Source organism: Paenibacillus sp. FSL R7-0179 (assembly GCF_038002265.1).
Lineage (GTDB): Bacteria > Bacillota > Bacilli > Paenibacillales > Paenibacillaceae > Paenibacillus_AQ.
The window spans coordinates 2,909,645-2,931,206 of the sequence record NZ_JBBOCC010000001.1; the positions used below are offsets into that span (position 1 = coordinate 2,909,645).

20 protein-coding genes and 1 other RNA gene are annotated in these 21,562 nt (G+C 54.0%); 16 read left to right on the forward strand and 5 right to left on the reverse strand.

The window, feature by feature from the left end; genetic code table 11:
• Positions 1-10 precede the first annotated feature (10 nt).
• Positions 11-428, forward strand: an RNA gene (gene rnpB, locus MKX63_RS12865) — RNase P RNA component class A.
• Between the two features lie 144 nt (positions 429-572).
• On the opposite strand, the gene MKX63_RS12870 is transcribed toward rnpB, so the two are convergent.
• Positions 573-1,787 (reverse strand): aminotransferase-like domain-containing protein, encoded by a 1,215-nt coding sequence (locus tag MKX63_RS12870; protein WP_341017497.1) that lies wholly within the window; start codon positions 1,785-1,787, stop codon positions 573-575.
• A gap of 96 nt (positions 1,788-1,883) precedes the next feature.
• On the opposite strand from MKX63_RS12870, the gene pdxR reads away from it, so the two are divergent.
• Positions 1,884-3,317, forward strand: coding sequence for a MocR-like pyridoxine biosynthesis transcription factor PdxR (pdxR, locus tag MKX63_RS12875; protein ID WP_341017498.1), 1,434 nt, complete (start codon positions 1,884-1,886; stop codon positions 3,315-3,317).
• A 12-nt stretch (positions 3,318-3,329) separates the two neighbouring features.
• Here the strand turns inward: pdxR and MKX63_RS12880 are convergent, their stop codons facing one another.
• On the reverse strand, positions 3,330-5,201 hold the full coding sequence (locus MKX63_RS12880; protein WP_341017499.1) for a S8 family peptidase: 1,872 nt from the start codon (positions 5,199-5,201) through the stop codon (positions 3,330-3,332).
• Between the two features lie 287 nt (positions 5,202-5,488).
• On the opposite strand from MKX63_RS12880, the gene MKX63_RS12885 reads away from it, so the two are divergent.
• From MKX63_RS12885 to thiI, 6 genes are all read left to right on the forward strand, one after another.
• Positions 5,489-5,986: a YpuI family protein gene (locus MKX63_RS12885; protein WP_036724316.1), complete on the forward strand. Its 498-nt coding sequence runs from the start codon at positions 5,489-5,491 to the stop codon at positions 5,984-5,986.
• 156 nt (positions 5,987-6,142) lie between these two features.
• The gene (locus tag MKX63_RS12890; protein ID WP_341017501.1) at positions 6,143-6,358 is read left to right on the forward strand and encodes a DUF1540 domain-containing protein; all 216 of its coding nucleotides are present in this window, start codon (positions 6,143-6,145) and stop codon (positions 6,356-6,358) included.
• Between the two features lie 13 nt (positions 6,359-6,371).
• On the forward strand, positions 6,372-6,782 hold the full coding sequence (locus MKX63_RS12895; protein ID WP_341017503.1) for a hypothetical protein: 411 nt from the start codon (positions 6,372-6,374) through the stop codon (positions 6,780-6,782).
• A 155-nt stretch (positions 6,783-6,937) separates the two neighbouring features.
• Positions 6,938-7,648: a lytic transglycosylase domain-containing protein gene (locus tag MKX63_RS12900; protein WP_341017504.1), complete on the forward strand. Its 711-nt coding sequence runs from the start codon at positions 6,938-6,940 to the stop codon at positions 7,646-7,648.
• Between the two features lie 114 nt (positions 7,649-7,762).
• On the forward strand, positions 7,763-8,914 hold the full coding sequence (locus MKX63_RS12905; protein ID WP_341017505.1) for a cysteine desulfurase family protein: 1,152 nt from the start codon (positions 7,763-7,765) through the stop codon (positions 8,912-8,914).
• A gap of 57 nt (positions 8,915-8,971) precedes the next feature.
• Positions 8,972-10,213 (forward strand): tRNA uracil 4-sulfurtransferase ThiI, encoded by a 1,242-nt coding sequence (gene thiI, locus MKX63_RS12910; RefSeq protein ID WP_341018618.1) that lies wholly within the window; start codon positions 8,972-8,974, stop codon positions 10,211-10,213.
• Here thiI and MKX63_RS12915 read toward each other — a convergent pair.
• Positions 10,195-10,884: a TerC family protein gene (locus tag MKX63_RS12915; RefSeq protein ID WP_341017508.1), complete on the reverse strand. Its 690-nt coding sequence runs from the start codon at positions 10,882-10,884 to the stop codon at positions 10,195-10,197. The genes thiI and MKX63_RS12915 overlap by 19 nt on opposite strands.
• A gap of 182 nt (positions 10,885-11,066) precedes the next feature.
• Between MKX63_RS12915 and MKX63_RS12920 the strand changes: the two genes are divergently transcribed.
• From MKX63_RS12920 to MKX63_RS12945, 6 genes are all read left to right on the forward strand, one after another.
• Positions 11,067-11,726: a TerC family protein gene (locus MKX63_RS12920; RefSeq protein WP_341017511.1), complete on the forward strand. Its 660-nt coding sequence runs from the start codon at positions 11,067-11,069 to the stop codon at positions 11,724-11,726.
• Positions 11,727-11,888: 162 nt separating this feature from the next.
• Entirely contained in the window at positions 11,889-12,401 is a 513-nt protein-coding gene (locus tag MKX63_RS12925) for a hypothetical protein (protein ID WP_341017513.1), read from the forward strand.
• A gap of 254 nt (positions 12,402-12,655) precedes the next feature.
• Positions 12,656-14,500 (forward strand): translational GTPase TypA, encoded by a 1,845-nt coding sequence (typA, locus tag MKX63_RS12930; RefSeq protein WP_341017515.1) that lies wholly within the window; start codon positions 12,656-12,658, stop codon positions 14,498-14,500.
• A gap of 155 nt (positions 14,501-14,655) precedes the next feature.
• Entirely contained in the window at positions 14,656-14,952 is a 297-nt protein-coding gene (locus tag MKX63_RS12935; RefSeq protein WP_036724304.1) for a YlaH-like family protein, read from the forward strand.
• Positions 14,953-15,039: 87 nt separating this feature from the next.
• Positions 15,040-16,143 carry an LCP family protein gene (locus MKX63_RS12940; RefSeq protein ID WP_341017518.1) on the forward strand — a complete coding sequence of 368 codons (1,104 nt, stop codon included), beginning with the start codon at positions 15,040-15,042 and terminating at the stop codon, positions 16,141-16,143.
• Positions 16,144-16,243: 100 nt separating this feature from the next.
• Complete coding sequence (locus MKX63_RS12945) at positions 16,244-16,696, forward strand: pyridoxamine 5'-phosphate oxidase family protein (RefSeq protein ID WP_341017520.1); 453 nt, start codon at positions 16,244-16,246, stop codon at positions 16,694-16,696.
• Positions 16,697-16,730: 34 nt separating this feature from the next.
• Here MKX63_RS12945 and MKX63_RS12950 read toward each other — a convergent pair whose 3' ends face one another.
• Positions 16,731-17,306, reverse strand: a complete 576-nt coding sequence (locus tag MKX63_RS12950) for a YhcN/YlaJ family sporulation lipoprotein (protein ID WP_341017521.1) — start codon at positions 17,304-17,306, stop codon at positions 16,731-16,733.
• 106 nt (positions 17,307-17,412) lie between these two features.
• On the opposite strand from MKX63_RS12950, the gene MKX63_RS12955 reads away from it, so the two are divergent.
• Together MKX63_RS12955 and MKX63_RS12960 are read left to right on the forward strand one after the other, a co-directional pair.
• Positions 17,413-18,744 carry a PhoH family protein gene (locus tag MKX63_RS12955; RefSeq protein WP_341017524.1) on the forward strand — a complete coding sequence of 444 codons (1,332 nt, stop codon included), beginning with the start codon at positions 17,413-17,415 and terminating at the stop codon, positions 18,742-18,744.
• Between the two features lie 440 nt (positions 18,745-19,184).
• Entirely contained in the window at positions 19,185-20,417 is a 1,233-nt protein-coding gene (locus MKX63_RS12960) for an extracellular solute-binding protein (protein WP_341017528.1), read from the forward strand.
• Here the strand turns inward: MKX63_RS12960 and MKX63_RS12965 are convergent.
• A complete protein-coding gene (locus MKX63_RS12965) occupies positions 20,409-21,545 on the reverse strand; it encodes a hypothetical protein (RefSeq protein WP_341017531.1) in 1,137 nt (378 codons plus the stop codon). The genes MKX63_RS12960 and MKX63_RS12965 overlap by 9 nt on opposite strands.
• Positions 21,546-21,562: the final 17 nt, after the last annotated feature.

Sequence of the window (21,562 nt, forward strand, 5' to 3'; positions counted from 1 at the left end):
GTTGTTTCGGAAAGTTTGACAGACAATCGCCGGTATGCGTGAGAGCGTATGCGGGAGGAAAGTCCGGGCTCCACAAGGCAGGGTGCTGGATAACGTCCAGTCGGCGCGAGCTGAAGGATAGTGCCACAGAAATGGACCGCCGATGGCCGCTTTCGGGCGGCACAGGCAAGGATGGAACCGAGGTGTAAGAGACCCCGAGGAACGCTGGTGACTTCGTTCCTGGTAAACCCCATCTGGAGCAAGACCTAATGAGACGCAGCTGCTTCCCTAACCGGAAGCCGCAGCCTTCGCCTGAGGCGTGTCTAGGTTGGTCGCTGGAGCTGTGCAGTAATGTATGGCCTAGATAGATGATTGTCGCTTATGGTGGGAGGGTAGTTCCCGTCTGAACCACAACGAGCACAGAACCCGGCTTACGGCAAACTTTCCTAACTGACAACTCTAATAAGAACAGTGCAGTAATTAATTATTACACATACAGACAATAAGACAGCGGCCTCCTGACGGGGGCCGCCTTTTTGTTATTTCTTAAGCTTTGGACCCCTATATCGCTACGAATGAGGGCTTTGATCCCATTATAGAGACAACACACGCTCCTCATAACGGGACAGCGCGGTAGTCAAGCGTTGCACCGCAAGCGGCAACAGCTCCGGCCGGGTATGGGTGAAATTCAGGCGCATCGTATTCTTCATGGGCTGCTCCGGATAGAAGACCTCGCCGGGAACGAAGGCAACTCCTTGCTCCACGGCAAGCGGCAGCAGCTTGGCGGTATGAATCCGGGCCGGCAGGCTCAGCCACAGGAACATGCCGCCGCGCGGCTCCAGGAAGGATGTGCCCTGCCAGCTCTGCGAAGCCAGCTCAGCCGAGAGCTGCTTCATCCGTGACTTATATTCCCGGGAGACCAGCCGGATATGGGCTTCAAGGTCGAAGGTGAGCAGCAGCTCATGCAAGGCGCGCTGATCGATGGTGCTGGAGTGCAGATCGGCGGCTTGCTTGGCTCTGGCGATCATTGAGACCAGCCCGGCAGGGCCAATGATCCAGCCTGTCCGCAGTCCCGGAGCTACGATCTTGGAGAAAGTACCTGTATAGACCACGCAGGTATCCCCGCCCAGATTCCTGTCTATGGCTGCGAGGGTAGGCGGATAGGCCTCCGGGGATTCATCGAACCTTATCTCTCCGTAAGGATTATCCTCCAGTATCAGCACCCCGTATTTCCGGCATAGCTCCACCACTTGTTCACGGCGTGCCCTGCTCCAGGTTGCGCCTGAAGGATTGTTGAAGGTGGGAACAGCGTACAACAGCTTAGGGCGGTGTACTCGGAGCTGCTCTTCGAGATGCTCCGGCAGCAGCCCGTCCTCATCCCCCTTTACAACCTGGATGTCTGCACGGTAAGAGCCCAGTACCTGCAAAGCGGCCAGATAGGTCGGTGCCTCTACAAGTACGGTGTCTCCCGGATCAAGCAGAATTCGGCATAACAGATCTATGGCCTGCTGGGAGCCGGTAGTGAGGATCATTTCCCCGGCGGAGACTAGGATGCCCTGTTGCCCCAGTCTGGCGGCCAGCTGTTCACGGAGCGGAAGATAGCCTTCTGTCAGTCCATATTGCAGCGCAGAGCTGTCGCCGCTCAGAACACGGCTGTAAGCCTCCCGGATTGCTTCTGCCGGAAACAGCTCCTCGGCAGGCAGTCCGCCGGCAAGCGAGATGATGTCCTTGCCCTGTGTGATTTTAAGGATATCGCGGACTGCGGAGGACCCCAGATGGTTTGTCATATCCGCGTAATTGATCTTCATATTCATGCTCCCTGCTATTCTGAATTTTGTAGTATCATAACGGTATAGCGGTATAACAGTAAAGCGGTAAATATAACAGTTGGGAGGGGACGGGCCATGCATATTGATTTACTCCGCAGCGGCGACAAACCGCTGCCCCGGCAGATCAGCGAGACGATCGCGCAGCGGATCACCTCGGGGCTGCTCCAGCCGGGTACGCGGCTGCCGTCCGTCAGAGGGCTGTCCTCCTCCTTGAAGGTGAGCCAGGTAACGGTAAGCAAGGCTTACGCTGACCTGGAGCTGCGCGGGCATATTCTATGCAGCCAGGGGAAGGGCTGTTATGTGGCGGAACGGGACCGGAGCAGGCAAGGTGCAGAGGGAAGGTGGCAGGACGGTTATGATGACTACCTGCCACGGGCCCAGCTCTGGCGTAACTTCGATTATTCCGAGGTGGACTATCCCTTTCATCTGGCCTCCATTCACAGCAGCCTGCTTCCGCTCGGGCCGATTGGCACGACTATGGCTGCACTGGTGAAGGAGCAGCCTGAGCTGATGGCCACCTATGGTAATTTTCAGGGTGATCCTGAGCTGCGCGAGGTAATGCGCCGGCATCTGCAGAGCCGGGGAATCCTGCTGGGCGCGGATGATTTGATGATCACAAGCGGCGCACAGCAGGGGATTGATCTGGTTGCCCGGACCTTTGTCGGCCCGGGGGACACGGTGTATTTGGAGGGACCCAGCTATACGGGGGCGATTGATGTTTTTGCCGGCCGGGGGGCTGAGATGATCTTCGTTCCGATGGACGGGGACGGCATGCGGGTGGACCGGCTTACAGCGATGTGTGACCGGAGGCCGCCGAAGCTCATCTATACCAATCCGACCTTCCAGAATCCGAGCGGGGTCACCATGAGCATGCCAAGAAGACAGCGACTGCTGGAGCTTGCCCGCAGTTACCGCTGTCTCATTGTGGAGGATGATCCGTTCAGTGACCTGTACTTTCATCAACCGCCCCCGGCGTCCATCAAATCGCTGGATACCGCCGGGCATGTCGTCTACATGAAAAGCTTCAGCAAAGTCCTCGCCCCCGGCTGCCGGATCGCCTGTGTCGCCGCTGAAGGCAATATTCTCTCCCGGCTGATCGCCGCGAAGTCGGCCAGTGATTTGGGCAGTCCGCTGCTGACCCAGCGGGCTGTATTGCCCTTCATCGCGCGCCAGTATGACGGGTACGCAGCGAAGCTGCGGTCAGCGCTGCGTGTCCGCCAGGAGGCGGCAGCGAGGCTGCTGAAGCAGTATGCTCCAGCCGGGGTAAGCTGGCAGCTGCCAGGGGGAGGACTCAATCTGTGGCTGCAGCTGCCGGAATCCCCCGCGATTGAGGAGCTGCACGCTCTGGCTGAGCAGGAAGGGATTTCCTTCCTGCCGGGTGATGTGTGCTATGCCGGGGATATACCCTCCAGGCATATCCGCTTAAGCTACTCGCAGCTGACGCAGGAGGGGATGGAGCGCGGACTCCTCCGGTTCCTGCTGCTGCTGGAACGGCATCTGGGCTCTTAACACGGCAGCAGCTTATTGTATAGAATCGAGCTGTTTGCCGACCTGCTGCGGGAACAGCTGGAGCGGAACCTGGCCTCCTCCTGCCGCCTGCAGGGTACGGTAGATATCCACCTGGCCCCAGCCGTAATACTTATCATGGCCGGCGGTGCCCAGATCGATGGCATTAGAGGTCAAGAGCGCGGTCACTTCCTTGTTCGTCAGCGCAGGGTTCAAGGAGCGCACCAGCCCGGCCAGCGCCGCTACATGGGGACTGGCCATCGAGGTGCCGGATAACGCTGCATACTGATTATCGGGATAGGTGCTGGCAATGCTCTCCCCGGGTGCAGCCACATCGATGTAGTCCCCGTAATTGGAGAAGGAAGCACGCTCTCCCGCGGCATTCGTTGCGGCGACGGCAATCACCTCTTCGTAGGCTGCCGGATATCCCGGCCGCTCTGTATTGTCATTGCCGGAAGCGGAGACAATGACCACATCCCGGTCATAGGCATACCTAATCGCATCATGCAGAAACTGCGAGTCGGCATAGTTGCCCAGACTGAGATTAATCACCTTGGCCCCCTGATCTGCCGCCCAGATAATGCCTTCGGCCACCGAATAGGTGGTGCCCGCCCCGGAATTATCGAGCGCTTTTACCGGAAGGATCTTGTTGTACCAGCTAATGCCGGCGACGCCTTCCTCATTATTGGTTAACGCTCCGATGATTCCGGCCACATGGGTGCCATGCCCGACATCGTCATCCGGTGTGCTGCCGCTGGTAATCGCATTGTAGCCTTTGAGCAGCTGCCCTTTCAGATCCGGGTGGTTTGCCTGAACACCGGTATCCACAACGGCGATTACGATCTCCTTGCTGCCCTTGGACAGATTCCAGCCCTGCGGGGTTTCGATCGCCGGCAGATTCCACTGGTAGGTCGAGAAGAGCAGGTCGTTAGGGGTAATCACATTAGCTCCCGTATTTTCACTGACCGTATCATTGGTTAAGTACATATAGTGAGGCTCTGCGTAGAGCGGATGCCACTTATTGGCGAAGTATGTCTTGAGCTGGGAGTAACTCATCTGCTCCGACCGGAAAATATAGGCATACCCCAGCTTGCGCGGCTCCTTGCAGCGGATATCGGCGGTGATGGTCTGAAGCTGTGCCGCTGTGGGATGTCCGTTCGGGAAACGGACGACAATCTCATTCTCGTAGTAATGGCTGGCGTTCTCATTGTCATGTCCGGTCTTGACCGTGATGTCCTTCAAGGTATCAGCGTGGACGGATTCTATCCGGTACTTGCCTTCCTTCGGGTACGGAATGAGCCGCAGATTCTTAAGCTGATGCAGTGCAACGCGGTCCAGAATCTTCTGGTTAATCAGGGCGATGACAGCCATTTGACCCTCCCGGTTACGCTGGGCTACGAAATAATACTTTTTGTCACCGATGATGAACGAGGGTGATTCATAGGACTGGTGGCCTTTGATCGCAGATTTGGCGGTGTTCAGATAATGAAGCAGCTGCTTATTCTCCTGGTCAGTGCCTTCCGGCAGAGAAGATTTGAAGGTGGTTGTCTTACGGGTGTTGAAATCAACCAGCATCAGCATGGTGATATGCCCGTGCCCCTGCTGAAGGCTCTGCGCATATGCTGAGATAGCTTCAGGCGAAGCGTGGTGCATATCGGCCAGCAAGGTGCTCAGATGTCTGTTTACATCAACGCGGTTCAGCTTGTCAGTGGCTGTAACATCCTGCACAAGGGTGGTTTGCTTGATTACTTTTTCCTCAGAGGGATTAGGCACAGACGCTTGCCGAAGGGTGCCGCCGCTGCCTTCCGGCCGCAGGGCGAAGGTGAGCAGCAGTACGGTCAACGCAGCAGTGACTATACCGGCGACGGTTAAATTTTTACGTGACATGATTTCCGCTCCATTCTGGTGGTTTCATATACGGGTTAGGGTTCGGAGCTGAAGCCGGTTTTATGCATCTTACGAAAAGGCTACCGCCGTCCTTGGTTTTATGTTAATATCAAAAAGAAAGCGCCTTCCGGGGTTTGTACCGTTCTTTTCACAAGCAGGATTCTTCTCCGGTATCAGTACGGTGGAGGCTTAAGAGATTTTGTGATACTATCAAGAGAGTACAACTGCAATGTCTAAGTGTCATTAACAACCACTAATGCAAGGAACAATAAGGGGGAGCAACCGCCATGTCAGCAGTAAGTGTGCAGAAATTGTGTGAATCGACGAGAGAGAAGCTTAAATCCGTTATCGACAAAATGGAACTGTTCCTGAACGAGCATGCGCTGCCGCAGCTTGTTACCGAAGAGGATGAAGAAACGCTGCATTTCTATCGGGGGTTCTTGTCCGATCTCCGCCATCTGCTGGTGTTCTCGGAAATGTCTTATGAGAAGCTTGGGCTTGCACTGCGCCGCGCTACCTTTGATGAACCTTTCGCGCAAAAAGCGCTATATAATGTATATCATCTCGGAGTTAACAACTTCTTCTATCCTAAGAATGAGAGTTATTCGGAGGATGGACGTTATGCCTATACCGGGCAGGATGCGATCCGTTTCCGCAAGAAGCCTGTGCGTCCGGCACGCGATATCATTATGGAGATCACCAAGGTCTATGAGGAACTGCGTGATGATCTGACTTATTATGAGAATGATTATTTGACGGAGAAGCGGATGCAGAATCAGGTGTAATCCATTGTCCGGTCTATAACCTTATTTCTGTTAAAAGGCTGTCCCAACTGCCAATATGGCTGCTTGGGGCGGTCTTTTTGTTGTTCCCCGGGTGAGCAGCCTTCAGCCGCATAGCCGATTTGTCCGGCGGGCATAATACATGACGAGGTGATCATTATGACAAAACCGCTTGTGAAGTGTAGTGTGAGCAACTGTCATTTTTGGGGAGAACAGAACCTGTGCCGTGCCGAGGAAATTGTCATTGAGATCGATCAGCATGCAGGCAGCCGTTACATGGAGGAATACGCAGAGGAACTGACGGCGGGTAATCATCAGGATCATGCCGGAACCTCGTCCGCAACCTGTTGTCTGACGTTCAAGCCGAACGCCTGAGAAGGAGGCCCTTATGGATAATCCGAATGATGAACCCAAAGTGGACCGTTCCGCCCGCAGAAAAGTTATTCTGCGCCCGCGCAGCAGAGTCGATTACCCCCGCCGGGACAGAAGCCACAATGAGGAGTATGCCGCCGAGCTCAGTCCGCTCCCGTCGCAGCTTCAGAGCACGATGGAACGGAGCGGGGAAGCTCAGCGGACTACGGGCGGTGTAAGAGAGGGAGAGGACCGGAGTATCGGCTATATCGGGCTGGGCTTCGGTGTCGTATCCTTATTCATCTGGTCCATTATATTGGGGCCGATTGCCGCTGTTCTGGGGTATTATGCGTATGCCAGAGGTCAAAAATCAGCCGGAGCCTGGTCGATGGGGCTGGGGATTGTATCCACTTTGAGCTATTTTGTCTTAATTCCTTTTGCCCGTTAGAGCACGCTGAATCCGCACATCCGCTTTTCAAAACAGGCTATCAGACCTAACTATGCAGGTCTGAAGTCTGTTTTTTCGCTTAGGCATATAGTAATTACTGAGAATAAATAGTAAAGTTCAAATATAAGACTTCTTGTGAAAGAGGGAATGGATGCATGTCAATCAATGCCGCTGCGCCAAGCGGTCAGTTGAAATGGGTAGACTTAAGAAGCTCAAGCATGAAGCGTGAGGATACCAAAGCGAACCCCGGAGTTACCGGCTCTTCCGCGGCAGCGTTCACCGCGATGCTCCAGCAGGCGGCCGGAACGTCTCAAGCCACTAACAGCAGCAATAAAAGCACATACGTTGCTCTTGCAGGTACCTCTTCGACGGATAATCTGCTGTGGCAGCAGCTTGGGGAAGCAACAGAACCCAAAAGTGACATTTCCGGGGAAATAACGCAGACTGTGCCGACAGATTATGAACAGCTGATTCAGACGGCCAGTGCGAAATATGGCGTTCCGGTTGATCTGATCAAGGCGGTTATTGATACGGAATCCTCCTTTAATCCGAATGTTGTATCTTCTGCCGGTGCCAAAGGACTGATGCAGTTAATGGACGGAACGGCTAACGGACTGGGTGTCTCCGACCCCTTCGATCCTGCCCAAAGCATAGACGGCGGTGTCCGATACCTCTCGTACCAGCTTAAGCGCTATGACGGACAGGAGAAGATGGCACTGGCCGCCTATAATGCCGGACCGGGCCGGGTGAACAAGCTTGGAGTCAGCAGCGATGCTGAGCTTATGGCGAACCTCTCTGAGCTTCCGAAGGAGACCCAGGCCTACATTGCCAAAATAGAACGCGCCCGCGCGCAATTCGCGGTATAATATAAGGATCAAACGGAATCTGTACCCCTGTTCTTTTAGGGGGCGGGCCGTTTGATCCTTTTTGCAACCTATAAGCAGTTACGAATTCTAATCCACAAAGGAGAACGCCGATATATGCTGTATTGGGATTATGCCGCTGCTGCCCCTCCCTATGAGGAGGTAGTGCAGACGCTGGAGCAGGTGATGAGGAAGCACTTCGCCAACCCCTCTTCCCTGCACCGGGCGGGAGAAGAGGCGGACAAGCTGATCAAGCGTGCGCGCGAAGTATGCGCAGCTGCGCTTGATGTGCTGCCGCAGGAAATTATATTTACCTCAGGTGCTACCGAGAGCAACAATCTGGCGGTCAAAGGAGCTGCACTGCAGTATCAGAGCAGAGGGAGGCATATCGTAACCACGGAGCTGGAGCATCCTTCGGTCTACGAGAGCTGTCTTCAGCTGCAAAAGCTGGGCTGGGAGGTTACCTTCGTAGCCCCTGACTCTCATGGAGTAGTTGAACCCTCGCAGATTGCTGCTGCGGTCCGGCCGGATACGGTGCTGGTCAGTGTGATGCACGTGAATAATGAGATTGGCACGGTACAGCCGCTGCGCGAGATCGGACAACAGGTCAAGGCGGTGAACCGCCGGACCCTGTTCCATGTAGACGGCGTGCAGGGCTACGGGAAGCTTGAGGCTCCACTGAAGGCTTGGCAGGCAGATCTGTACAGCTTGTCCGCACATAAATTCCGCGGTCCGCGCGGGACGGGAATTCTCTATGTCAGAGAAGGAGTTACGTTGTTTCCCTTGCTGACGGGCGGGTCCCAGGAACAGGGCAAGCGCGCCGGGACAGAGAATGTGCCGAATATTGTAGCTTCAGCTAAGGCCATGCGGATGAGCGGGGAACAGCGGGAGACCTTCAGCGCCCGGATTCGTCCGCTCAAGGCTCAGCTGGAGAATTATATAGCAGGGATACCGGAGCTTGTACTGAACAGTAGTAAGGACGGGGCGCCGCATATTGTCCACTTCTCTTACCCCGGCATGAAGGGGGAGGTTCTGGCGCGCAGGCTGGAGGAGCTCGGGATGGCAGTCGCCACACGCTCCGCCTGTTCCTCGCGTCTGGCTGAGCCTAGCCGGATTCTGCTGTCCATGGGCAGGGATAATGCGGCTGCGCTTGGCGGTATACGGATCAGCCTGGGCGACAGCCACACACAGCTGGATGTGAGCCGGCTGGAGCAGGCGCTGCTGGCAGCCGTCCAATCCTTGAAGATTGCAGAAGGAGGCATGAAATAACCAATGACAACAACAGAGACAGGTAGCGGAGCACAGAAAGCCGGATACGGGAGCAGCATGGATTATGCGGATATGCTCCTGCTGCGCTTCGGGGAGTTCATTCTGAAGGGCAAGAACCGCAGCCGGTTCGAGAAGACCGTACTGCGGCATGTGAAGGAGATGGTGAAGCCGTATCCGAACGTGAAGCTGACCCGGGAATTCGGGCGGATCTACGTCGAATTGAACGGTGAACCCGCAGGAGAATTAACGGAGGCGCTCGTAAAAGTATTCGGAATCGCCTCGATTAGCCCGGTGAAGGTCTCCCGGCCGGACTTCGAGGATATTCTTGATGCCAGCCGGACCTTCCTGCACCTTATCGCTCCTAGAGCGGGAACCAGCTTCAAGGTCAGCGCGCGCCGGGTGTGGAAGGGCTTCCCTTATGGCTCCATAGAAATGAATAAGCTTATAGCTACCCCGCTGCTGCAAGGCTATCCGGGGCTGCTGGTAGATGTGAAGTCTCCCGATCTTGAGCTGAAGATTGAGATTCGGGAAGGTCATGCTCTTATTTTCTGCGAGAATATTGCCGGAGTCGGCGGCTTCCCGCTGGGAACGAACGGCAAGGCTATGCTGCTGCTCTCCGGCGGGATCGACAGTCCGGTTGCGGGCTGGTCATCGATGCGCAGAGGGCTGGAGGTAGAGTGCGTTCACTTTTACAGCTATCCTTATACGAGCGAGCTTGCCCGGCAGAAGGTTGTAGATTTGACGCGTATTTTGTCGCGTTATGCCGGTGTAATTAAGCTGCATCTGGTTCCGTTCACGGAGGTGCAGACCTCTTTTACCGGGATCGGTCAGGATAATCTGATTATTACACTGATGCGCCGGGCTATGCTGCGGATTGCTACTGCCCTTGCGGAGAAGGAGGGGGCGCTTGCGCTGATTACCGGCGACAGTCTGGGCCAGGTGGCCAGCCAGACCCTGCCAAGTATGAATGTAATCGGACGTGCAACGGCTCTGCCGCTGCTGCGTCCGCTGGTGATGATGGACAAGAGTGAGATCGTGGAGCTCTCGCAGACCATCGGTACGTATGACTTGTCCATCCTGCCATATGAGGATTGCTGTACACTGTTCGTGCCCAAATCGCCGACGACGAATCCGAACATGCGGATTGTAGACAAGATTGAAGCGACGCTGCCGGGCTATCAGGCGTTACTCGATACGGCGGTTGCCGGAACCGAGACCGTGCTTATTACACCTTATGGCGATGAGAAGCCGGCGGACTTAGTTCCGGCACAGGCAGGCCTTCAGGAAGAGTGGTTCTGAAGAGCGAAGTCCATCCGGCGGCGCTTCCAGTGACCCGCAGCCAGAATACCGGCAATTACTGCGGCGATGAACAGCATGTGCAGCAGGGGATGCGCCTTGAAATAAGGGGCAATGACCTTCTCGCCGGAAATCATGGTGGAGGCTGTGAAGCCAAGTACGCCTGACCCGAGATAGATAATCCATGGATATCTGTTGATTAACCGGATAAACAGGGTGCTTCCCCAGACCACAATAGGCACACTGATCAGCAGTCCCAGCACCACTAGCGTAATATTATGATTCGCTGCACCGGCAACAGCAATAACGTTGTCCAGTCCCATGGCTGCATCGGCTATCACAATCGTCCGGACTGCTGCCCACAGAGTTCCGCCGGCCTGAATATCCGTCTCTGCACTGCCGCCTGACAGCAGCTTATAAGCTATAAGGATTAACAGCAGCCCCCCGATTGCCAGCAGCCATGGAATTTTAAGCAGCCACACCACAAGAATCGTCGCAATGATCCGCAGGATTACTGCACCGCCTGTACCAAGCAGAATCGCCTGCTTCTGCCGCTTTCCCTGCAGGTTCCGCGCGGCCAGGCCGATGACGATGGCATTATCGCCCGCCAGAATCAGATCGAGGAACACAATATTCAGCAGAGATAATATGAAATCCGCAGCAGATGTATTCATCCCGGGTCACTCCTATAGGTTTGGTGGCTTACAGTCCCTTACAGCCAGTCAGGCCGTAGACTATAGATATACGCGGCAATCCGGCCGCACATGCGCAGTTTCTAAAATAGCGGGACAAGAAGCATAGCTTGTCGCCCCCCGGCATACATGTAGATACATGGAGTTCAGGGAGGCTGAGGTGGATGGATTCATTATTGCTGCTTGGTGAAATTCTGATGATTAATCTGGTGCTCAGCGGAGACAATGCCATGGTCATAGCGATGGCCAGCAAAAATCTGCCGGAGAAGCACAGGAAGCTGGCTGTCTGGTGGGGGGCAGCCGGAGCGGTCGCGCTCCGCTGTATCCTGACCTTCGCCGCAGTGCTGCTGCTCAAGATTCCCTATATTGAAGCCGGAGGGGCTATGCTGCTGCTATGGATTTCTTTCAAGCTGCTGCTCGAGGACGAGGGAGAGCTGAGAATTGAGGGAAGCCCCAGCATCTGGAAGTCGGTGCGCACCATTCTGCTGGCAGACTTCATCATGAGCCTGGATAATGTACTGGCGATTGCCGGGCTTGCCAAAGGGGATTTGGCACTTATCGTAATCGGGATTGCGATCAGTATTCCGATTGTTGTCTGGGGGAGCGGTATTATCGTGGGCTGGCTGCACCGCTTCCCGGTGCTGGTGTTCATCGGTGCCTATATTCTGGCGTATACCGCCGGGAACATGCTGCTGCAGGATGCCAAATTCGGTCCGGTGATTTCGTTCCTGCTGCCGTCTCTTCATGCTATGCTGCCGATCCTGCTGGGCATTATCGTGGTTGTTACGGGCATGCTGAAGCACCGGAAAGTATCCGCAGGCTGATAACCGGCAATAATAAGGCTGTACCAAAAGCTGGAAAGCTATTGGTACAGCCTTATTTCATTTTTCCTGAGCATGCTCCGCCGCGATGTGTGAAGAATGATGGTGTTTTATGCGTTTATCAGCTAAAATAAAGACACGAAATTTTGAAGGGATAGGTGAAAGATGTCTTCCAAAAATGACATGAAACTGGGTGTGTTCATCGCCGCCGCCGGCCTCGTGATTCTGCTGGGCAAGCTGGGGGTGTTCGGTTTTCTGGGACGGGCCTTATGGCCGCTCATCATTCTGGTTCCTGGCCTGTTCCTGCATGTGCTCTTTTTCACCCGCCGCGCTTCTGCATCTGTACTTATTCCAGCGGGCATACTATCGGTGTACGGCTTGCTCTTCGGCTTATGCAATACCTGGGGCTGGGACCTCATGAGACACTTATGGCCTGTACTTCTGCTCGGAATCGCAGTTGGACTATATGAATATTCGCTGTATGCCTCCGGAAGAACCGGAGGGTTAACATCAGCCGCTGTTATCCTTGGATTGCTTAGTGTAGTGCTGGTTATCTTCACCCTTTTAGGTACTGGGGCGCTCTATCTGCTCGGCGCTGTGCTGGTTGCTGCGGGACTGTGGCTGATGCTGGGAAGAGGCAGACCGGGAAGCCGCAAGAAGTGGAACGGTGGCTGGTAAACAGATCGTCAACACGCCTTGATAGGACAATTCAAGACCGCTGAGCCGGACATGAGGCAAAATTAGAAAAATTAAGCGGACTTGGCAACGTTTTTTTTCAGAAAAAGACTTGCTTTTCATAGTACTTTCACTATAAAATTAAGGAATGTTGGAGCGTCGGCTTTCTGCCTGGCGCTTCTTTTGTGAGACTGCCGTGACATGCTAAGAATTTAAACAGTTTTAATTTGATAAATGAGAGGATTTGGATACAAATCATGCATTCAAGAAAAGATATCCGCAACATTGCGATCATTGCCCACGTTGACCATGGTAAAACAACACTCGTCGACCAGCTTCTCCAGCAGTCCGGGATTTTCAGCGCACACGAGCACGTTCAAGAACGCGCCATGGACTCTAACGATATCGAACGGGAACGTGGAATCACAATCCTGGCTAAAAATACAGCAATCACTTATAAAGAGTTCCTGATTAACATCGTAGATACACCTGGACACGCTGACTTCGGCGGCGAAGTAGAACGGATTATGAAGATGGTTGACGGCGTACTGCTCGTTGTTGACGCTTATGAAGGCTGCATGCCGCAGACCAAATTCGTACTGCGCAAGGCGCTGGAACAGCACCTGACCCCGATCGTAGTCGTGAACAAGATTGACCGTCCGGCTGCGCGTCCGAAGGAAGTTATTGATGAAGTGCTGGACTTGTTCATTGAGCTTGAAGCCAGTGACGACCAGCTTGAATTCCCTGTAGTCTATGCTTCTGCGCTTAACGGCACATCGAGCATGAATGCAGAGAAGCAGGATGAGACGATGCTTTCACTATACGAAACCATCGTTGAGCATATCCCGGCTCCAACTGAGAAGGTTGAAGAACCGCTGCAATTCCTGGTAACTCTGATGGACTACAATGAATACTTGGGCCGTATCGCCATTGGCCGCGTGAACCGCGGTGTAATCAAGCAAGGCCAATCCGTTACAGTCATCATGCGTGACGGCAAGAGCAAGACTGCCCGTATCGAGAAGCTGTTCGGCTTCCAGGGTCTGAAGCGCGTAGAGACAGAAGAAGCCGGCGCAGGCGATATCGTCGCTATTGCGGGTATCAAGGACATCAACATCGGTGAGACGATTGCTGATCCGCAGCATCCTGAAGCGCTGCCTGTTCTGAAGATTGACGAGCCGACTATGCAGATGACGTTCCTCGTGAACAACAGTCCGTTCGCAGGTAAGGAAGGCAAGTGGGTTACTTCCCGTAAGCTTCGTGAGCGTTTGTTCAAAGAACTGGAAACGGATGTAAGCTTGCGTGTAGATGAAACTGACAGTCCTGATGCGTTTGTCGTTTCTGGACGCGGTGAGCTTCACCTTGGTATCCTGATCGAGAATATGCGCCGTGAAGGTTATGAAATGCAAGTGTCTAAACCGCAAGTAATCATTAAAGACATCGACGGTGTCAGATCCGAGCCGCTTGAGCGCCTCATGATTGACATTCCGGAAGAAAGCATGGGTTCCGTTATGGAAAGTCTGGGCAGCCGCAAAGCCGAGATGGTCAACATGATCAACCACGGCACCGGCCAAGTCCGTCTGGAATTCCTGATTCCGGCACGCGGCCTGATTGGCTATAACACACACTTCCTGACGCTGACACGCGGCTACGGTGTAATGAACCATGCCTTCGACAGCTATGCTCCACTGGTTGGCGGCCAAGTTGGCGGACGTCATCAGGGTGTGCTTGTAGCAAGCGAAAGTGGAACAACAACACAATACGGAATCGTTGGTGTTGAGGATCGCGGTATTCTATTCCTGGATGCAGGTACAGAAATTTATGAAGGTATGATTGTAGGCGAGCATACACGTGATAACGATATTATCGTCAACATTTGCAAAGAAAAAGCACTTACCAACATGCGTACCTCAGGCAAAGATGATACTGTAAAAATGAAGACCCCACGTACCTTCTCTTTGGAAGGCGCGCTTGAATACCTGAATGATGATGAATTTTGTGAAATCACTCCTAAATCTGTACGTCTGCGCAAAAAGATCCTGAATAAGGGCGAGCGCGAGCGTGTAGAGAAGCAACGTAAGGCGGCGCAAGCCAGCCAGGCATAAGCGGATGACAATGAAGCCGCCGGATGAACAATCCGGCGGCTTTTATTATTTTCCCGGCACCGGATCTTTCAAATTGCAGAGATTAATAGCAGTATAAAGCGGCGGCGGGTGATATAATGTAAGCGTAACTTATGATCCGGGAGGAGTGAGCGGCTATGCAAAGCTGGTTCGCTGAGCATCCAGTTATCGCTTACATTGTAATTTTCATCTTACTGACTTATGTGTATAACCGAGTATTCCGCGTCAATCAGAAGCTGCCGATCGGCAAAGAGATCGTACTGTATGTGATGATGGCGGCAGGCTCAGGTATGCTTCTTATCTTCCAGCATGACAAGCTGCCGATCATCCAATGCCTGCTGGTAGCGGTCGGGCTGATGCTGCTTGTGCGGGTCCGCTACCTGGTGGAAGCCCGGCAGAAGCGGAAGGCTGCAGCGGCTGCAAAACGGCAGTAGGCGCAACTTTTGATGATAGGGTTCGTCTAAGTTATTACGAAGTTATCTACTTCAATTCCAGTTGAATGAAAAGGAACTAAACGGATTATGAATACAAGCAAGGGCAATTTGCCACCCAGAAGGAACGGCCAGCAAGGAAGCACCAGCACTAACCGGCAGCAGCCGAGGTCTGCTGCTTCAGCTACAACTGCAAAGAAAAAAGCACGGAAACCAAAAAAACGCGGATTCTTCGCCCGGCTGATGAGAGTGCTGTTCATCATTCTGCTGATTGCTGTTATAGCAGCATTAGGCTATGCAGGGTATTTGTACTGGAAGGTGGACCACGGAGGATTCGGAGTGGATGAGCCGGTTGCTGCAGGGCAATCTGCCTCGGAGAAGCCGCTGACGATGCTGCTGCTCGGTACGGACAACCGTCCGAAGCACCCGTCCAATCTGACGGATGTGATCATGGTCGCGGCCTTGAACCCGGAGACCAAATCGGCTACGGTGGTCTCCTTACCCCGCGATACATATGTCGAGCTTGGCGGATACAAGAAGACGAAGATCAATGCGTTCTACTCCCGCTTCAAGAGCAAGGAGAAGGAATCCGGCGTGCTTGCCAAGGACCAGATGAAGAAGATGATGGGTGAGTATCTTGGGGTTCCGGTTGATTACACGACGGTGCTGGATTTTCAGGGCTTCCGGGATATCGTAGATGAGTTTGGCGGCGTGGACGTTAATATCAGCGCCAATATGTGTTACACGGACAGTGTGGACGGCACCAATATTAATCTCAAAAAAGGCGAAGCCCAACTAAACGGAGACAAAGCGCTGGATTATGTGCGTTACCGCAAGTCCAACTGCAAGCCGGCGACGAAGCCTTCGGATGACTTTGAACGCAATAAGCGCCAGAACGAGGTGCTGACTTCATTGATCTCCCAGATGCAGTCGCTGGGCGGTGTCCTCAAAATCGGCCGGGTGCTGGATGCAGTGGATAATAATCTGGAGAGCGATATCGAGAATGCGCAGATTAAGAGTCTGATCGCCACTTATTGGGATATTTCTAAGGAGAATGTCGAATATGTACCGGTAACCGGAACCTGGCGCAGCCCCTATGTATATATTAACGATAAGGAGCTGGACGCAGCCAAGAAAAGCCTCCAGGACCGGATATCCGGAGTGTCTGCTGCAGCGGTCTCAGGTCAGCCTTGAGCAGCGGTCAGGGTACAATCTGTAAATTGAATGCAAGTTTCGTCCTGTGCTATAATATAATAAATTGAATGTATTCTTGCCGCATAGGGGGCCTGTAACTATGTCTGAAGCCGTTGCTCAGCTCAATGAAACTCTGCTAGCTATGCTGCAATCGGAGACGTTTGTTCTTCTAAACACTGTGGATGCAGAATCAGGCGGACCTACGTCGACTGCGATCTCATGGATCTATGCTGTGAGCCCTTCCGTTGTCCGGCTGGCTGTGGACCACCGCTCCAGACTGGTAAACAACATGAAGGTTAACCCGAGAGTAACGATTACCGTGTTTGGCGAAGGGACGGTGCATGCCATTAACGGTCATGCTGCGGTTCGGCTGGACCCGTTGCCGGATGTTCCGTTTAAGATGTGCTGTTTTGATATTGAGATTGAAGCGGTCCGCAATGCGCTGTTCTATGGCGCGCACCTGGAATCTGCTCCGAAATATGCGAAGGTATACGATGCACGTGCGGCCGAGAAGCTGGACGGACAAGTGTTTGCCGCCATGCAAAAAGCCTAGTGTGCTATCACTAGGCTTTTTTTGAAATTTGCATCTACCGGGTATTGCCCTGCGGCTCTATATCCTCTGGCAGCTGCGGAATGATCCGGCCGATAATATCGGCCATCTCGGAGGCGAAGCCGGAGACCGGGTTGCCCTTGGAGATATGCTTGCCCATCTCGGCCAGCCTGCTGCTGAGGTCCATGTCGGCAGTCACCAGAACTCTTACGCCCCTGGGGTCCTTGCGGATCGCTTCGGCTACCGAATATTTCACGCTTCCTACCCGCGAACGGGTAAGGGCGCCGTCCACATCAATACCGACCACAGCAACGTTGTTCATAACGACACAGTGGACGCCTTCTACACCCGGGACTCTTCGCGCTAATTGTTCAAAATGATCCTTGAGTGCCACATCATTGTCATGCTTGTCTTCTGAAGGTTGTCCCGAATCCGGGGCGGGCTCTTGTACGGCTGTACCATCTTCCGACAATGTCCGTACTCCGCGGCTCCCCTGACTGTGCACCGCTTCAGCCGACTGTTTATCCTGAGGAGAGGGTGATGTCTCTTTATTAGCGATACCGCAGCTTGTCAGCAGCAGCAGTACCATTAGCAGACACATTGATTTTCTCATATGTGCGTACTCCTTTCAGCCTGAGAATTAGTGATTTACCTTATGTTGCCCTTGCTGAAAAGAGTTATGTATGATCAATCAAACCAGGCGCTGTGGAGGGGATAACATGAAAAAGATATTCGTACTGGACACCAACGTGCTGTTGCACGACCCCAATTCGATTTTTGCTTTCAAGGCGAATGAAGTGGTCATTCCTGCTGTAGTCCTGGAAGAAATCGACTCCAAGAAGCGTAATGCCGATGAAATCGGCCGTAACGCCCGCACCGTATCGCGTCTGTTAGACGGACTCCGGGAGCTGGGCCACCTGCATAGCGGGGTGGTACTTGACCATGGAGGCACGCTGAAGGTAGAGCTTAATCACCGCAGCTTCGTCAAGGTACAGGAGATGTTCGGCGAAGTCTCTAATGACAACCGGATATTGGCTGTAGCGCTCAATTATCTTCATGAAGAGAATGAGAAGGCTGACCCGAGTCCTGTGGTACTTGTAAGTAAAGATGTTCTCGTCCGCATCAAAGCGGATGTGCTTGGTATAACTCCGGAGGATTATCTGTCCGACCGCACCGGCGATTTGAATGAGCTCTATTCCGGCTGCCAGTCGCTGATGGCCCATCCTTCACTGATTGATGAGTATTACAGTCACCGGTTCCTGTCCACGAAGCAGCTGTCGCTGTCCTATCCGCTGTATCCGCATGAATTCGTAATTCTGAAGGATGAGATCGGAAGCGGCAAATCAGCGCTGCTAAAGGTCAACAGCAATGCCTCCCGTCTGGAGCCGCTCTATCTGGGCAACGATGCGGTATGGGGCATCAGTGCCCGGAATGCGCAGCAGCGGATGGCGCTTGAGCTTCTGCTGAATGATGATATTCCGCTGGTGACCATTACCGGCAAGGCGGGTACAGGCAAGACGCTGCTGGCGTTAGCCGCCGGATTGTTCAAAGTAGAGGATGAACACAAATACAAGAAGCTGCTAATTGCCCGCCCGGTGGTACCGATGGGTAAGGATATCGGCTATCTGCCGGGAGAGAAGGATGAGAAGCTCCGTCCATGGATGCAGCCGATTTATGATAACCTCGAATTCCTGTTTGACACCAAGAAGGCAGGGGATATCGATAAAATATTGATGGGGCTGGGAAGTATCCAGGTAGAGGCGCTGACCTATATCCGCGGCCGCTCCATCCCGTCGCAGTTCATCATCATTGATGAGGCGCAGAACCTGTCCCGCCACGAAGTGAAGACGATTGTCTCCCGGGCCGGCGAGGGCAGTAAGGTGATCCTGATGGGGGACCCCGAGCAGATTGACCACCCTTATCTGGATGCGGCGAGCAACGGGCTCAGCTATATCGTGGAGAAGTTCAAGCAGCAGGGCATAAGCGGACATATCACACTGGAAAAGGGCGAGCGTTCGCATCTGGCCCAGCTGGCCGCCGATCTGCTCTAACCCCCAACAACAAAGCTTATTCCAGCCGGGAGCTCAAGACTCCCGGCTTTTTTTCCTGCCCGCCCCGGAAGCGGCGGGAGGGGACTTGGCTGGGTTTAGCTGGAGCAATAAAGCGATAGCAACGGAGGGGAATTTTGGAGCTGTAGGAGCGGTAGTGTCCGCCTGAAAGCTTTCCGTAGGAAAGCTCGCCTCGTAAGCATCAGCAGTCACCGGATTTCAACCGCGTACAGCGGTACAATTGAGGAAATCTGCAGACAACAGCGGCCGGAAGGCCAAATATTCACCGCAGGTGCGACTACCGCCCAAATTGCGGCTCTGCTTCTCATACACTCCCATCCCACCGTTTCCTTCTATATAAAGAGAACGGTTTCACAACCCAAGACAAGCGCCGGCATCTCTGCTAAAATGAGGAATAAGAAACGCTGAAGGAGAGGGCGCATGTGCTGAAACGCAAAAATTACTGGCTGCTGTTTGCAGTTCTGCTGCTGGCCTTGACAAGCCTGTCACCCAGCATGGAGCTGAATACGGATCATGGCAGCTATCCGCCCAGACAGCCGCTGGACCAATCAGAGCGTCCTCCTTCAGGGGAAGCAGGGAAAGACGAGAGTCTGCAGATCCGCGTCTCGCTCAGTACGGAGGAATTCAGCGTGCTCGAGCAGATTAGCAAAGAGTACACTTTATCCAGCGGAGTCAGCGTGATCCTTAAGAATGTAGAGGCGGAAGACGGGGGAGCACTGGTGCGTGAAGAACTAACCATTGGGACAAGCCCGGATATCGTAATGCTGGACGGTCACAGTATTTATGATCTGGCGACCCGGGGCTATTTGCTGCCTGTAGATATCTACCAGAGTGTTCCCGGCAGTACACCGCTTACGATGCTTATTCCACAGATGCAGTGGAACGGATATAACTGGGGAGTGCCGCTGGATATCGATCCCTATGTGCTAGTGTATTCGCCGGAGCGGCTCGCCGGGATGGGGTTTGCGGAGGTGCCCGCAAGCCTGGAGCAGTGGAATGAGCTGCTGGTCCGGTTGAAAGAGGACCCGGAGAAGAAGCGTTATCTGCTGGCTATGGATACGCGGAATCCTTACGGCTATGCCGCCGTGCTGCATAGCATGGGCAGCAGTTTGCGCTCCGCCAGCCTTGGGCAGGCTCAGTGGACAGAAGCGGCGCGCAGCTATTTGTATCTGACCAGCCGGTTTAATAAGGAGATCTGGGAGCTGCTGCAGGATGGGAAGCTTGCGGTGGCGGCTGTGCCGCTATCGGAGTGGAAGAAGCACGGAAATTCTACACTTGCGGTGCAGATGCCTAAGAAGCAGGAGGGTGTACCGAGCTATGAGGTTATTCAGAGCCGCTTTTTTGCCCTTCCTGCACAATCCGGCAGTCCGGAAGCAGCGGTCAAATGGCTTGCCTACGTCACATCAAGCACGGCCCAGCTTGAATGGCTGGAGAATACGGACCGTCTGCCGGCACTGGATGAGCTATATCGCTCCGCTCAGCCCAAGATGGGGAAGCTGCCGATGGAAGCCGGATGGTTTCTTGCAGAAGATAACACCCCCGGTCCCGGCTCCGAGGCAGAGTGGAGCCGGAAGGCGGAGGCAGCACTTGGTTTGCTAACCGGCAAGCTGAATGCCGCCGATTATGAAGCAGTGGTGAAGCCTCCTTTAGAATGAGAGGGACAGCTTCACATGCAGGATGCCGTCCGAGCTAGCGACCTCGGTGGCCTGCAGGAAGGAGACGATCCTCGCCGGATAGAAGCCGAGATCGAATTCTTCCTCCAGTGCCTGGCGGGTGGTATCCGGCAGCTCCAGACCATTGAACACCACATGATCAACATGGAACATCAAGCCGTTGACAGGCTCCTGCTGTATCGTATAGCGGCCGGTCAGCGACAGTGACAACCCCCCGCTTTTACCCGTTGCCGAGACTGAATTGTCTTTGAACGCAAACCGGAAATCCCGGAACAGCGGATTCTGGGTAACCAGAAACTCATTCAGATCCTTTTCGGACAGGGCGAGATTATAGGTCATCCCCTTGCGCACCAGCACGCCATCCCGGCTCTGGATAAATTCCGGCAGCTGCTTCATGGCGGAAGCCAGCGCTTTGAAATACTTCCGCACCTCATGCAGGCCGATGTTCTCCCAATATTTACTGAACTCCTCCAGCAGCCGCTGCATACTCTCAGGATCTGTACTGGCCTGAATCCCGCCTGCAATCTCCTTATCTAAGGCAAGCACACGTTTCTGTTGCTCTTCGAGCGCCGTTTTGAGCTCTGCCAGCTCCTGGCTGCTGCGCTGTGCGGCTGTGAGTGTGCTTTTCAAATCCTTGTACTGCGCCTCATATTCCGTGAGCGTCTTCCGGTCCTGCCCCATAATAATCTCATAATAATCGACTAGAGCGATTAGCCTGCTGATGCTTTTGGCGGAGAGGAATGCGGTAAGAAGCCCATCCCGTTCGCCCATATAATAGGCACGCACGACAGCACCCGCCCGTTCCTGCTGATCCGCGATGTTACTCTGCTTGGCGGCTGCCTGCTCTTCCAGTTCAGCGGCTTTGCGCTCCAGCGTCTGTTGTTCTGCGGTAATCCGGGCAATCTCACGTTCAATCTCTGCGGAGGACAGCGTCTGCTCCAGCAGCTTGCGGGTCTCTTCATCATCCGGCATGGAGATCGGCGGAGCGCTGACTCCTGAAGCGGAGCCGGAACCGGCGGACAGATACACGGGAGAAGCCGGCGGCATAGCGATGCAGGTGAGGATCAATATTGCTGCGAATAACCGGCGAACAGGTTTACGGGATAACACTTGCACCACCACCTTGA